Raw genomic sequence first — 13,515 nt, 5'->3', positions numbered from 1 at the left:
AATGAAAGCCTTTCAGCTTTTCAAAGAAGAGATTGAGAGCTTTAAAAAGGAGATGAAGGGGATAAACCCACCGCCGCCGCAGTTGATGAAGCTGATAAAAATCACTCCAAAGAAAGTCCGCTACATCTGTTTTGCAAAAGGGATAGGGGAGACGGAGTGGATAGCATCAGAATAAAAATTCTAAATTCTAATATCTAAATCCTAAACAATATCAAAATTCAAAATTTCAATGTTCTGAACTGCTTTGAGATTTGAATTTTGGTCATTTGAATTTGTTTAGGATTTCGGATTTAGTATTTAGGATTTTCCCTATGCTGGTTCTACGTGGATTGTAACTATTGAACCTGGAAGAATTCTCTCAATATCCTTCTCGATATGAGTGCAGAATTTATGTGCATCACTGAGGCTTATTCCGTTTGCCATTACAAGATGTAAGTCAATCTGTCTTTCACTGCCTGATTTTCTTGACCTGAATTTATGATAGCTTATAAACTTATCCTGATGCTCTTTGAGAATTTTTCTGATTTTTTCAGCCTCTTCATCAGGAATTGAATAATCTACAAGATCAAGAACAGTTTTTTTGGTTATCAGATATGCAGCTCTTATAATAAAGAGTGCTACAGCTATGGCAATTATCGGGTCAAGAATATTATAGCCTGTCAATTTGACAGCAAAAAGCCCTGCAAAAACTCCTAATGAAGTATATACATCTGTTGTAAGATGAGCAGCATCAGCTTCAAGGGCAATTGATGAAGTTTCACGTGCGACCTTCAAAAGATACCGAGACACAAGGATATTAACCACTACTGAAATAAACATAACAAATATTCCCAATCCGAGTGCTTCCAGCTCAAACCCTTTGGTCATTTTCAAAATCGATTCATATATTATATATCCAGCTGCAGCAAATATTAAAATTGCTTCTATAGCTCCTGCTATATTCTCAATCTTTCCATGGCCATAAGGATGTTTTTTATCTGGAGGATTGCTTGAATAACTAACTGCCACATAAGCGATTACAGCAGCTAAAAGATCTACTGCGGAATGAATTGATTCAGCGATTATACTAATAGAGCCAGTGACGAAGCCTGCAATACCTTTTAGTACAATAAGGGTAGAATTGCTTATTATAGAATATGAAGCTGCACGCCTCTTTTTTTTTCTTATCTGTTCCATGTGTTTCTAACTTAGTGAGAATAATTTTTCGCAGGCTAAAGCCTGTAGCTACATAACATTAATATCAAGCTGTTTTTAAAAAAGTCAAACGAATTGTAACCGCTTATTTTTATTGAAGTTTTTTGAGACTCAGTTTAAATTAAAAATTAGTGTAAGCAAGTGATTGACTGTAAGTCTATTTTGAGTTAATTTTTTCAAATAATGGTTTCAGGAGAGGTAAAGAAATGCAACGGATATTTCAGGCTGTTTTTTTAATAGTTGCAGTAATTGTTATTGGAACATCAGGCTATATGATTGTAGGAATAGCAACAGACAATTACTGGAGTCTTCTTGATTGTGCTTATATGACAATTATTACTATTGCAACTGTTGGGTATGGTGAAATATTTGATTTAAGCCATAACCCTGCAGGAAGGATATATACAATTTTTCTTATATTTTCAGGAATGGGTGTTCTTCTTTATGGAATGAGTACTATTACAGCTTTTATTGTTGAGGGAGACCTTACAAAGGTTTTATGGAGGAAAAAAATGGAAAAAGAGATTGAGAAAAAAAGGGGACATTTCATTGTTTGCGGTGCAGGTTCAACAGGGTTTTTTATAATTGAAGAACTGCTTGTAACAGGGAGAGACTTTGTAGTTATAGACAAGGAGGATGAAAATTTTGAGCGGATTAAAAAAGAGGGGAAATTCCATTACATAATAGGAGATGCAACTGATGATGATATACTTCTGAAAGCAGGCATAAAGCACGCAAAAGGGATTGCGACAGCCCTTCCTGATGATAAAGACAATCTGTTTGTAACAGTTACAGCGCGAGAACTGAACAAGAATATCAGAATTATTGCAAAAGTGATTGATCCGCAATCAAGGTCAAAGATGATTAAAGCAGGAGCTGATTCAGTAGTGTCTCCGAACGCCATTGGCGGATTAAGGATGGTTTCTGAAATGGTAAGGCCTCATGTTGTTACTTTCCTTGATAAAATGCTGAGAGAGAGAGATGAGATATACAGATTTGAAGAAGTGAAAATTTCTGAGAGATCTAAAGCCATAGGAAAGAGGTTAGAAGAGATAGGCGTTTATGAAGAGTTTGGCATACCTGTGCTTGCAATCCGTGAATCTGAAGGAGATGATTTTATTTACAATCCCGGACCTGATATAATAATTAAGTCAGATTCAACACTGGTTATTTTAGCAAGTAAAGATGAAGTTAAAAGATTAAAGGAATATGTAGGTGAATAATAACATTGAGTTTATTACAGCCTTTGCTGCAGGAATATTTTCTTTTATCTCGCCGTGCGTGCTTCCGCTCATACCTGCTTATATATCCTTTATATCAGGCATATCAATGGAAGAGTTCAAAGAAGGAGTGGAAGGTAAAAAGAATTTAAACAAAGTTACTTTGAATTCCATTTTTTTTATAGCAGGATTTTCCATTGTATTTGTGGTGCTTGGTGCATCTGCCACAATAGCCGGAAAGTTTTTGCTTTCAAAATTATCACTTTTTACTCAGCTTGCAGGAATAATAATTATAATATTTGGTCTTCATACGATGGGAATTTTCAGGATAAGATTTCTTGATATTGAAAAAAGGATTAATGTCAGGAAAAAAACTTACGGGATTGCAGGCTCGTTTTTTGTTGGATTTGCCTTTGCATTTGGATGGACTCCATGCATTGGTCCGATTCTTGGCGCAATTTTAGCCCTTGCTTCTACAAGGGATACAGTCTTGCAGGGGATTTTACTCCTGTCGGTCTATTCTTTAGGGCTTGGGATTCCGTTTTTAATTACTGCAATTGCAATGAACACATTCCTTAAACTTTTCAAATCCATAAAAAAACATTTTAGAAAGATTGAAATAATTTCTGGATTGTTGCTGGTTATAATAGGGCTTCTGATATTTTCAAATAATTTGCAGATTTTAGCCTATTATATTCCATGGAAAATCAATATATGAAATATTTTTTATCTATAACGAAAAGAATCAGTAGTTTTTTAAAACATGGATTTAAAAACAAGAGAGATTCCAATTGAATTTTATTATGTCAAGAGGGAAGATGACAGCAAGTTAAACCTCTGGGGTGACGGGTTTTGGAATTTGGCTTTTCTTTTCAAGAAAAGATTTTTAAAACTTGATTCTAAGGACTGGAGCTAAAACCGTAGAATTTAATATTATCAAACATCACCCATTCGCCTTCGTTATCAATCTCAGGTATTTCAAAAGCTACTTTAACGAAAAACGCATTGCTGGGAATATTTACAGGTTCGCTTATCCATCCCCAGTGGGTGAAATCGCCTGTCATAAAACCTTTAGTTTCCAATCCAGCAATAGATATATTTTCCTTATTTTTGTTATAAAAGTATAAGTCCATTCTGGGTAATATTTTGCGGCTTGATGCTTTGATTCTCGCTGAGCAGTATAAGCCATTAAAAGATTTATGATTTATAGCTGAGTCAGAATCTGAAAGCAGAATCGGAGATGATAAAAGCAGATAGTTTTTTAACGGAGATTTTGAAACCAGGATAAAAGAATTTTCTGAGAATGAATACTTTGGAGATTTGCCAGATGATGAAAACCATGACCAGTCCATTTTAAATTCTCTATCATATTTATTTTCCATTTTATTTGTATTGCGAAACGATAAAAATGGAAAGTTTAATTCTTCGAGATTTGAAGAGGAATACCAAATATTTATTGTATTCCATCCTTTAAAGCTTCTTTTCAGTGTAAAAGGTGAACCAGTGGTTTTCTCTAAATCTTTTCCTGGCTTGCCATCATAGGGTTTTACAAACCATACACCGGTTTTTTTTATATTCTCATCTGCTAACGATGTATCAGAATAATTCAAGCTCTTGTAATAATCAAGTGCCCAGAAACCCCATGACGGCTGAACAATAAGAAGTTCCTTGTGGTGCATATTTCTGGAGATATATGAAGCAGCATCTTTCCAGTTTTCTTTTTCAAGGGAGAAGATATTTTCTACCTGAGAAAGTGAAAGATAGAATATAGTTACTAGCAGCAGAAAAATTGATAAAGATTCTTTTATTTTAAAGCGTTTTAATCTAGTTCCTGTTTCGCATATTCCTCTCGCAGCAAGGACTAAATAAAATGGGAGTATGAAAAGGATGTATCTTGGCTGAAAAAGCCAGTTGCGAAATATTACAAGAAAAATTGTAAAAGGTATTGGGATTGAGAATGCAGATAAAAGGAGGAAGGTCTGGTGCCTGAAGGTTTTAATAGAAAAAAGAATTCCTGAGGCAACAATCAGCAAGAAGAAAAACATTCCGGGTAATGTTCCTGTTCCAAGCCATCTGAAAGTTTCATCAATTATCCACAGGAGAACTCCTGATACTGATACTTTTGTGATGAATTGCTGATTGATAGATAACTGTCGGATCAATGATGGAATCCATGGTAGAAAGAGCAGGAAAGAAAAAGCGAGTGATAAAAAGAATTTTGAGGCTATTCGTCCAAAAAACTGAGCGCCTTCAGAGATAAAGATAAAGACAATGATAAATTGGGAAAATATTACAAAAACCATAAAGTAGTGAGTGTAAAGAGAAAGGGTGATGCTGAAAGAATATAATATCCATAGAAACAATTTATTATTTTTTGATGCGAGATAAAAAAACAGATATGAAGATAAAGAGAAAAGAGTGAACAGTGAATACATTCTGGCATCGCGCGAATAGAGGGTATGGAAAGGGGAGATTGCAAGCAAAAATGCGCTTACCAGTCCCTCTTTAGATGTAAAAAGCAGGCTGCCAAGTTTGTAAATTACATAAATTGTTATTATGCCTGAAAGGGCAAGAGGAAGCCTGAATATAAATTCGCTTTTCCCAAAATAAGATGCAAAGTGGAGGACTATGTAGTTTAAGGGAGGGGAGAATTCTGTTTTCGAGATGTACTGCAGCAGTGTTGATATATTTTTTTTAGCAAATGATACTGACTGGATCTCATCTCCCCAAAATCCAATATCTCCTAACATAAAAATCCGAAGGAAAGTGCCAAGGAGTATTATGCTGATTATAAGCAATAAAGAGATTATTCTATTTTCGTGAGAATTTATTGAGTTTTCTTCCATATATTTTTGAAAAAGAGTGTGTTGGAGACATTATTCAGGGTTTTTGGCAGAAGACCTTGCCGCTTCTTCCAAGTATAACCGACTGCGATGCTTCGCAGACAGGAATATTTTCTTTTGAAGCCATTAATTTCCCCGCCGCTTTTTCCAGTGTAATAAAATTGCAGTTAAGTTCAGATGTTTTTTTTAGAAATTCCTCAAAAAGCTCTTTTTTCCATTTTCCTTCCATTTCAGCATGGATGGTCAGAACATTCAATTTGTCGTTATTAAGCTGAGAGAGATAGAAGGGGATTATGTTATTTTCTGAGAAGCCTTCAAGACCGTAAATCTCATCAAGCGTTGGAAGGGTAGTTGGTATCTCAAGGGTTTTGAAAATTGAAGATGAGAATTTAACGAAATAGGGATGCTCCCCTCTTGTGTCGCTGTGATAGAGAAGGTTGTTTTCATCTTCAATTGAAAAGCTTATTTCATTACATTTCCATGCAGGGGCAGCTGATGAGGTGGGGTTGGTTTTGAATATGCGTATATATTCGTCAACAGCTTTTTTAAACTCATCCTTAAATTCGTTATAATTCATGAAATCCAGTTCATCCTGCCATTTTACATGGTCGTACCCGTGAATACCGACTTCGTGCCCTGAATTTTTTATTTCCAGAAACAGAGCATCAAAGTTTTTTCCAATAAGAGGTGCCGGGAGGAGAGTGCCGTATAATAGAGTTTTTATCCCGTATGCACTCGGGGCTTTTGTGCGGAGCATTTTATTTAAAAAACCTTTTCTGAAAATTCTTTTGATTGCTTTTCCTGAATTGTCAGGGCCCATAGCAATAAAAAATGAAGCCCTGATTTTCATCTTTCCGAAAATTTCTAAAAGGTTAGGAACTCCTTCTTTCATCCCCTGATAGGTATCCACATCAACTTTTATGCTGAGGTTCATCTTTTCCAGTTTCTAAAAGTTTTTCCCTATGGCTCTAAACCATTCGATTGTCGTTCTCAACCCATCGTCAAGAGAAGTTTCTGCGTGGACTTTTAAAATATTGTTCATTAATTCTACCTTTGGAACCCTCCTTTGTATATCTTCATAGCTGTCTCCGTATACTGATTCTTTTGTCACATATTTTATGGTAGTATTTGCTCCTGAGATTTTTATCATTCTCTCTGCCAGTTCTTTAATTGTAGTTTCTTTTTCATCCCCGACATTGAATATCTTTCCTTCAGCCTCCTTTAATAACCCTGCTGCGACGGTTGCCTTTATTGCGTCGTCTATATAAGTAAAACACCTCGTCTGCATCCCGTCACCTATGACAGAGAGGAGTTCATTTCTTAAAATCTGCCCCATAAAAATAGTTAATATTCTTCCCACATCAATTTTATCAAGTCTTGGTCCGTAAACATTGAAATACCTTAAAATTACAACAGGCAAACCCATTTTATAATAGGCAAAGCAGAAATGTTCTCCTGCTGCCTTTGATGTGGAATAGCACCACCTGTCTATTCTTGTGGAACCAAGAACCCTGTCGTCGTCTTCGCTGAATGGAACCTTCGGGTTCCTGCCATAAACTTCAGAGGTGGAAGTGAATATAATCTTCTTGTTGTATTTGAAAGCAGCCTTCAGGACGTTCTGCGTTCCGTTGATATTTACATTTAAGACATTATATGGGTCTCCAACATAGTGTTCCACACCGACCACAGCAGCCATATGATAAATAAGGTCTGTTTTAAAAACAAGACTGTCGAGTATTTCTTCGTTAAGGATTGAGTCCTGGAAGTAATGGAACTTTGGGTTTCCAAGATTATGCCTGATTTTAAAATCCTTTGCCTGGTCAAGAACAAAGACCTCATCGCCTTTTGCGAGAAACGCATCTCCAAGATGGGACCCCAGAAAACCTGCTCCTCCTGTAATTAATACTTTCAATGAAAATCCTCCTTATTTATTTAATTTCCGAGAAGTTTTCCCTCTGTATGAGAGAAATATTTATATAGTTTTTTTTCTCTTATCTCTTCTTCTTCCTGAAATTGAAGGGACTTAATTCCAATGCAATCAGTACCTGTTTTGACAACCATCCCGTTTACACTATCAATTTTTAAGATTGTTCCTGAGAGTTTATTGCAGTTATCTATATCTGATATCAATACTGATTTCCAGATAAATAGCTTTTTCCCTTTATAAAAGGTAAATGCTCCGGGATAGGGGTGTGTGACTGCACGTATCAGGTTATGAATTTCTTCTGAACTTTTTTTCCAGTCTATCAGTCCGTCGTCAGGTTTCCTTCCTGAAAAATATGTTGCCTTTGCCGGGTCCTGGGGAATCCTCTTAGATTTCCCTGATTTTATGAGAGGCCATGTTTCATTAAAAAGGATATTTGCTGCTTCAGTAATTTTATTAAAGAGTGTAAAGGCATCGTCATTATCTGAAATTGGCACCTCTTTCTGAGAGATTATATCTCCTGTGTCAGGACTTTTTTCCATATAGTGAAGTGTCGCACCTGTTATTTTCTCGCCATTTACCAATACCCAGTTAACAGGGCATCTCCCTCTGTACTTTGGAAGCAGGGAACCGTGGAGGTTTATGGAACCATAGCGAGGTATTTTCAGAATCTTCTCAGGTATAATATAGCGATAGTAAAATGAAAAAATTATCTCCGGATCAAGTTTCTTTACTGTTTCATAAAAACTGTCTTCTTTTACATCAGAAGGGGAAAAAACAGGAATATTGTTTTTAGCAGCTAATTCATAAACTGATTTAAACCATATATTTTCATTTGGGTCATCGCTGTGGGTTACAATACCAATTACGTTTTCATCAAGTCTGAGAAGTTCTTCAAGACATACATGGCAAACATTGTGATAACCAAAAACTAATATTCGCATTTTCAAGAATTATTTTTTTCGTTGATAATATAACGGGGCCTTTTCCTTACCTCAACATAGATTCTTCCAATATATTCACCTATTAATCCAAGAAGGAAAACCTGAAGTCCTGTAAACGCTGCAAGGATAGAAATAAGGGTAAGAAATCCGTTTGATGCATTGAAAAATATTTTTAAAAGGATAAGGATTCCCCCAAATGTTCCTCCGGTCAGACCAATAAAGAAGCCTAAAAGTGTTATAATCTGAATTGGTATAAGAGAAAAACTTGTCAGAATGTCAAAATTAAGCTTTGCAAGTTTTAATAAGTTATATTTTGATTTTCCCTCAAGCCTCTCATTATGTTCTACAACGATTTCTATCAGATTGTTGGCATATGTGTAAGCAAGCGCCGGAATAAAAAAACTTGAGAACTCATTGACATCGCATATCCTTTTTACCACTTCTTTCCTGTAAGCCCTCAACATGCACCCGTAATCTTTAAGCTTTATTCCAGTTATTTTTGCAAGAACCTTATTACCTACCTTGGATATAAATTTTCTTAAAAAAGGGTCTTTTCTGTTCTTTCTCAATCCTCCAACAACGTCATGGCCATTTTCAATCTCTTTTAAAAGCTTGGGAATTTCTTCAGGAGGGTTCTGAAGGTCTGCGTCTATGGTTACAATTACTTCTCCTCTTGACAGTTCAAAACCTGCAAGAATTGCTGTATGCTGACCATAGTTGCGGTTAAATTGAAATATTTTTATAAGATTATCCTTGTTCCTGAAATCCTCAAGGATGTCCCATGACTTATCCCTGCTGCCATCATCAATGAAAATGATTTCATATGATGAGTTGAGGCTATCAAGGGTCTTTTTTAATCTTGAGTAGAGATGAGCGAGGTTTTCCTGTTCATTGCAAACAGGGACTACTATGCTAAGGTAAGGTGATTGATGATTCTTTTTATCTGCTGTTATTTCCTGTTTTTCTTCCATTTTTCTTAAAGTAATTTATTGTAAGTTTTATTATTTATATTATCTCTTGTTTAATTTCACAATCTTTTTTATTTTGTCTATCACGTAATCAACGTCTTCATCCTTCATTCGCGGGTAAAGCGGAATAGAGATTATCCTGTCAGAGGCAAATTCAGCATTTGGAAAATCCCCTCTTTTAAACCCAAACTCTTTTTCGTAAAAGGGGTTAAGATGAACAGCGGTAAAATGTATGCCTGTTCCGATATTTTCCTTTTTTAATTCTTCAATAAATTCATTCCTGCTGATTTTGAGCATTTCAAGCCTGAGTTTTATTATATAGAGATGCCAGGCATGGAGGCACTCATAATCAACTCTTCCGGGAATGATTACTTCTGGAATGTCTTTCAATGCCTTGTCGTATTTCTGCGCAATATTTTTTCTTGTTTCTATAAATCTGTCCAGTTTTTTTAGCTGGTGAATTCCCATTGCTGCCTGGATATCAAGCATATTGTATTTTAATCCGGGCAGGAGGATTTCATACTGAGGGGAACCTTCTTTCCCGTAGCGTTTCCATGCCTCTTTGCTTATTCCGTGAAACCTCAATAGCCTGAGTTTATCAGCAATCACTTCATCTTTTATCGTTATCATTCCGCCTTCACCTGTAGTCATGTTTTTTATTGGGTGGAAACTGAAAACAGTAAGATCGCTGATATTGCCAATTTTTATTTTTTTGTACTCAGTTCCAACTGCGTGAGCAGCATCTTCAATAACAATAAGATTATATTTTTTAGCAATATTCATGATTTTATCCATATTGCAGGGTTGCCCTGCAATATGGATTGGGATTATCGCTTTTGTCCTTCTGGTTATTCTCTTTTCAATTATTTCAGTATCAATATTAAACGTATCCGGGTCTATATCAACAAAAACCGGTTTTGCTCTCTGCAAAACAATAGTGTTTATGGTAGCTGCAAAGGTCATCGGGCTTGTGATAACTTCATCTCCGTCACATATTCCTGAAGCCATGAGAGATATGTGAAGCCCTGCTGTTCCTGAGTTAACAGCTATTGCATGAGGTGAGCCAATATACTTTTTAAAATCATCTTCAAACCTTATTACCTTAGGACCGGTAGTTATCCATCCTGAACGCAAAGAGTCCACAACTTCAGAAATCTCATCTTCTTCAATAGTAGGCAGAGAAAAGGGAAGAAAATTTTCACGCTTCATTTTATAAAACCTTTATAAAAATTCTTAATTTATTGAAAATATTTTGGTATTATAATACTTTTAATAAGCTTAGCAAATGATTATTTTGCCAAAAGAGTTTTTATTATAATTTGATTAAAAAAAATTATGGAAGAAAAAGCTCAGCGAAAAAAGGCAAAAGAGGTTTTTTCAGATTACGCAGAAGCCCATTTTAACCTTGGAGTTGTGTATAGAGACATGGGTTTATTAAACAAAGCAGAAGAGAAATTTAAGACTGTTTTAAGAATAAATCCAGAATTTGCTCTGACACGTAAGGCAATAGAATCCATTTCTAAGTAGAAAATATTTTTTATATTTCAATTAATTCAACCTTCTTAATATCTGATATTCCAAGTCCGAGCTTTTCACCATATTTTATTGCAGGTTCCCATAAGTCAGTTGAGTAGGTTGTATCATGCTTAACCATAAGTGATGAACAGTATGCGTCAGTTGCAACTATATCTCCGGAAATAATAAGCCTGTTCACATCCTTTTTTATTTCGGCTCCGTCAAGAAGAGGCCCTGATTTTATAAGAAGATGCTGCGCATCAACTATATTTAGCTCGCACCTGACAGCATCTGAAAACTCTGCAGCGATTTTTTTGAATGGAACCTTAAATGACTCATCCCATGTGTTAAACGAGCCGCCTTTGTGGAGTTTTGCATGGGGGTCCCAGCGGTTTGGTCCGTAGACAGAACCGAAATGGTTTTTCATTGCGCAGCTGAAACCGGCTTCAAGATGGCGTTTAACCACAGGAACATTTATGATTACGTCAGCTTCTTTCAAATGTGTTGATATGCTGATTTCTTTCATTATCTCCCATGCGGGATTTTTAACAGCCACAAAGAATTTGGCAACAGTTGCATCAATAGGTAATAATTCTATTCCAGTTCCTGCGGTTTTTTCATAAAGGTTCATTAGTTTGAAAATACGTTCGGAGCGTCCGGGAGAATCAAATATTGAAACCTTCTTTGCTCCTGCATCAATTGCTGTTTTTCCTACAGCAATGAGGAAATCAGGGTCGGTTGAAACTGGGTAGGGACCCGGCGCAACAACGTTTGGTTTCAGAATAACGTTTCTTCCTCTAACCAGTTTGTCAAAACCTCCAAGCTTTTCAATTCCTTTTTTAAGCATTTCTGTTTTATTGCTGCCTTCAACAGCAATTAATAATGGTTTGCCGTTTTTTAAAAATAGATTTCCAATCCCCTTTCTCAGTTGAACTGCAACTTTTTCATCGGAAGCGAATAGTTCATCTGCGGGTATTCCTAATATTTTTGAACCAGCGAGAAATGCAGAGCCGAGAAATGATTTTTTAATAAAACTTCTCCGTGAAGAGTTCATAGCTGTTCTCCTGAGGATATAGAGTTATTTCTTTTTCTGTTTTGCTGAACGGTTAGTAATGTTTGATAAAGTCGTTTCGGCAAATTTTTTTATTGTGTCTTTAGTTTTGGTGTCAGTTTTAAATGCAGCCACTCTTACAAAATATTTATCCTGAAAAAATTCAACCTGATTTATTCCTTCCTGTCCTTCTTTTCCAATCCTGAGCGGCTTTGCGTCTTTCTTCTTGACTGCATTAAAAAGGCTAGCTGCGCTTTTATCATCCTTCATCATATAGATATCAACTATAAAAGAGTCATCACCCTCAAGATATTCGTTGTTGATTAATTTCAGGAATCCTTTGTCAATGTAGAAAGGGGCGCCGCCATCAATATAATCATAAAGAGAACGGTCATCATATATTTTATACCCATACGGGGTTTTGAAACGTGTTCCCTTCATTTGCTCTGGCAAAAGTTTTACGAGTTCTTCCTCTGCAAAAGAAATCGTGGAAATAGATAAAACTACGGAGATTAAAAAGAAAATAAAGCCTTTTTTCATTGAGAATCCTCCTTTAATATTTTCATTAAATACTATTCGCTAAAAGGTTGCTGAAAAAGTTCTTTTTTAACCGTCATTGCGAGGAACGAAGTGACGAAGCAATCTGAAATTAATTGATTTATAAGAAACCGAGATTGCTTCGCTGCGCTCGCAATGACATTCATTGAGTTTTTCACCACCCTGCCAATGACTATTCACTCCTTTACTTCTTTCCATATGGATTCAGCAGAATCTGGTTTGTTTTTGACCTTGATTCGCCAATACTTGTAACATAGACTGCTGGTCTGTCAGCAACTGGGCATTTTGTTTCGCAAGCGCCGCATCCATTGCAGAGCTCAGGATTTACATAGGGAAGCTTGACCCTTATCTTTTCTCCTGAGGGAGAAGTTACAAGGGTTTCTTCAAGCCATATAGCTTTTTTGGGAGTCGGGCACCACTCTTCACATACAATGCAAGGGGTTGCCATTGACCAGGGAAGGCATCTCCCCTTGTCGTAAAACGCAAGCCCGATTTTTATTGGTTTCTTTGTTTTTATTCCAAGTTTTTCCTCCTCTGTTATTTTCTTTATAGCCCCTGTGGGACAGACCTGGCTGCAGAGGACACATGTGTATTCACAGTAACCGATTCTCGGAATTATAATCGGGGACCAGATTCCTTCAATTCCTGATTCAAGCAGCGATGGATGGATGGCATTGTTCGGGCATACTTTCATACACTCACCGCATTTAATGCATCTTGCAAGAAACTCTTTTTCTTCAAGTGAGCCCGGAGGCCTGATTAATCTTGAATTGTAATTAACTTTAAATTCATCACTTACTCTTGAAAAGGGGAGTATTATGAGGCCAAGTGAAGCGCTTCTTAAAATTCTTCTCCTGCTGAGGTCAGGGACTGATTCAATTGCCTCATCCTTTGGGAAGAATTTGAATCTTATGACGTCCTCAGGACACACAACCCTGCAGTTAAAGCAGATATGGCACTCCCACGCCTTCCATTTAACCCTTCCGATTGGCTCGCAGGCTCCCTGGCAGTGGACAAGGCATAGGTTGCAGTCTGTGCATCTCTCATGCTTTTTTTCCATTCCAAAGATTGATGACCATGATGCAATCCCCATAAGGGCGCCGAGAGGGCACAGGGCACGGCACCAGAACCTCATTATTCTGCGGTTTAAAGCAAGAACAAGAATAAAAACCGCACCCAAAAGATAGCTTATGTGAAAATATGGTTGCTTGACGCTTAGAAAATACTTTTCAGAGAAATCAAAGAAAATATCAGATAATCTCTGTATTGCAGGGATATTTGTTAAAAGCAAGAATCCT

General features: G+C 36.5%; 12 protein-coding genes and 2 pseudogenes (1 of these 14 only partly in view). 4 read left to right on the top strand and 10 right to left on the bottom strand.

What is annotated here, in order from left to right:
- Nucleotides 1-175, top strand: a pseudogene (locus A3H37_01875) (hypothetical protein); it begins 368 nt to the left of the window's first position.
- Nucleotides 176-309: 134 nt separating this feature from the next.
- Here the strand turns inward: A3H37_01875 and A3H37_01870 are convergent.
- The gene (locus tag A3H37_01870) at nucleotides 310-1,176 is read right to left on the bottom strand and encodes a cation transporter (protein ID OGL50579.1); all 867 of its coding nucleotides are present in this window, start codon (nucleotides 1,174-1,176) and stop codon (nucleotides 310-312) included.
- 224 nt (nucleotides 1,177-1,400) lie between these two features.
- On the opposite strand from A3H37_01870, the gene A3H37_01865 reads away from it, so the two are divergent.
- Both A3H37_01865 and A3H37_01860 read left to right on the top strand, forming a co-directional pair.
- Nucleotides 1,401-2,417 (top strand): hypothetical protein, encoded by a 1,017-nt coding sequence (locus A3H37_01865; GenBank protein OGL50578.1) that lies wholly within the window; start codon nucleotides 1,401-1,403, stop codon nucleotides 2,415-2,417.
- Nucleotides 2,410-3,132 (top strand): cytochrome C biogenesis protein, encoded by a 723-nt coding sequence (locus A3H37_01860; protein ID OGL50577.1) that lies wholly within the window; start codon nucleotides 2,410-2,412, stop codon nucleotides 3,130-3,132. Before A3H37_01865 ends, A3H37_01860 begins: the two co-directional genes overlap by 8 nt.
- A 181-nt stretch (nucleotides 3,133-3,313) precedes the next feature.
- On the opposite strand, the gene A3H37_01855 is transcribed toward A3H37_01860, so the two are convergent.
- Genes A3H37_01855 through A3H37_01830 form a run of 6 tightly spaced genes read right to left on the bottom strand, consistent with a single transcriptional unit; the run spans nucleotide 3,314 to nucleotide 10,302 of the window.
- Nucleotides 3,314-5,260 carry a hypothetical protein gene (locus tag A3H37_01855; GenBank protein OGL50576.1) on the bottom strand — a complete coding sequence of 649 codons (1,947 nt, stop codon included), beginning with the start codon at nucleotides 5,258-5,260 and terminating at the stop codon, nucleotides 3,314-3,316.
- Nucleotides 5,261-5,294: 34 nt separating this feature from the next.
- Nucleotides 5,295-6,191: a hypothetical protein gene (locus tag A3H37_01850; GenBank protein ID OGL50575.1), complete on the bottom strand. Its 897-nt coding sequence runs from the start codon at nucleotides 6,189-6,191 to the stop codon at nucleotides 5,295-5,297.
- Nucleotides 6,192-6,203: 12 nt separating this feature from the next.
- The gene (locus tag A3H37_01845; GenBank protein ID OGL50574.1) at nucleotides 6,204-7,169 is read right to left on the bottom strand and encodes an NAD-dependent dehydratase; all 966 of its coding nucleotides are present in this window, start codon (nucleotides 7,167-7,169) and stop codon (nucleotides 6,204-6,206) included.
- A gap of 20 nt (nucleotides 7,170-7,189) precedes the next feature.
- Nucleotides 7,190-8,125, bottom strand: a complete 936-nt coding sequence (locus A3H37_01840; protein OGL50635.1) for a hypothetical protein — start codon at nucleotides 8,123-8,125, stop codon at nucleotides 7,190-7,192.
- 2 nt (nucleotides 8,126-8,127) lie between these two features.
- Nucleotides 8,128-9,096 carry a UDP-4-amino-4-deoxy-L-arabinose-oxoglutarate aminotransferase gene (locus A3H37_01835; protein OGL50573.1) on the bottom strand — a complete coding sequence of 323 codons (969 nt, stop codon included), beginning with the start codon at nucleotides 9,094-9,096 and terminating at the stop codon, nucleotides 8,128-8,130.
- Between the two features lie 39 nt (nucleotides 9,097-9,135).
- Entirely contained in the window at nucleotides 9,136-10,302 is a 1,167-nt protein-coding gene (locus A3H37_01830) for a UDP-4-amino-4,6-dideoxy-N-acetyl-beta-L-altrosamine transaminase (GenBank protein OGL50572.1), read from the bottom strand.
- Between the two features lie 126 nt (nucleotides 10,303-10,428).
- On the opposite strand from A3H37_01830, the gene A3H37_01825 reads away from it, so the two are divergent.
- Nucleotides 10,429-10,620: a hypothetical protein gene (locus tag A3H37_01825; protein ID OGL50571.1), complete on the top strand. Its 192-nt coding sequence runs from the start codon at nucleotides 10,429-10,431 to the stop codon at nucleotides 10,618-10,620.
- Between the two features lie 10 nt (nucleotides 10,621-10,630).
- On the opposite strand, the gene A3H37_01820 is transcribed toward A3H37_01825, so the two are convergent.
- From A3H37_01820 to A3H37_01810, 3 genes and pseudogenes are all read right to left on the bottom strand, one after another.
- A complete protein-coding gene (locus tag A3H37_01820) occupies nucleotides 10,631-11,662 on the bottom strand; it encodes a hypothetical protein (protein OGL50570.1) in 1,032 nt (343 codons plus the stop codon).
- A 24-nt stretch (nucleotides 11,663-11,686) separates the two neighbouring features.
- Nucleotides 11,687-12,199, bottom strand: a complete 513-nt coding sequence (locus A3H37_01815) for a hypothetical protein (GenBank protein OGL50569.1) — start codon at nucleotides 12,197-12,199, stop codon at nucleotides 11,687-11,689.
- Nucleotides 12,200-12,401: 202 nt separating this feature from the next.
- A pseudogene (locus A3H37_01810) lies at nucleotides 12,402-13,515 on the bottom strand (ferredoxin).

Source organism: Candidatus Schekmanbacteria bacterium RIFCSPLOWO2_02_FULL_38_14 (assembly GCA_001790855.1).
GTDB lineage: Bacteria > Schekmanbacteria > GWA2-38-11 > GWA2-38-11 > GWA2-38-11 > 2-02-FULL-38-14-A.
Note: the sequence above shows the minus strand (reverse complement) of the source record. Positions and strands in the feature narration are given on the sequence as shown.

Excerpts from the sequence above, each read along its gene's own strand:
- A3H37_01870 (OGL50579.1), bottom strand. The coding sequence starts at position 1,176 with ATGGAACAGATAAGAAAAAAAAAGAGGCGTGCAGCTTCATATTCTATA.
- A3H37_01865 (OGL50578.1), top strand. The coding sequence starts at position 1,401 with ATGCAACGGATATTTCAGGCTGTTTTTTTAATAGTTGCAGTAATTGTT.
- A3H37_01855 (OGL50576.1), bottom strand. The coding sequence starts at position 5,260 with ATGGAAGAAAACTCAATAAATTCTCACGAAAATAGAATAATCTCTTTA.
- A3H37_01850 (OGL50575.1), bottom strand. The coding sequence starts at position 6,191 with ATGAACCTCAGCATAAAAGTTGATGTGGATACCTATCAGGGGATGAAA.
- A3H37_01840 (OGL50635.1), bottom strand. The coding sequence starts at position 8,125 with ATGCGAATATTAGTTTTTGGTTATCACAATGTTTGCCATGTATGTCTT.
- A3H37_01835 (OGL50573.1), bottom strand. The coding sequence starts at position 9,096 with ATGGAAGAAAAACAGGAAATAACAGCAGATAAAAAGAATCATCAATCA.
- A3H37_01830 (OGL50572.1), bottom strand. The coding sequence starts at position 10,302 with ATGAAGCGTGAAAATTTTCTTCCCTTTTCTCTGCCTACTATTGAAGAA.
- A3H37_01825 (OGL50571.1), top strand. The coding sequence starts at position 10,429 with ATGGAAGAAAAAGCTCAGCGAAAAAAGGCAAAAGAGGTTTTTTCAGAT.
- A3H37_01820 (OGL50570.1), bottom strand. The coding sequence starts at position 11,662 with ATGAACTCTTCACGGAGAAGTTTTATTAAAAAATCATTTCTCGGCTCT.
- A3H37_01815 (OGL50569.1), bottom strand. The coding sequence starts at position 12,199 with ATGAAAAAAGGCTTTATTTTCTTTTTAATCTCCGTAGTTTTATCTATT.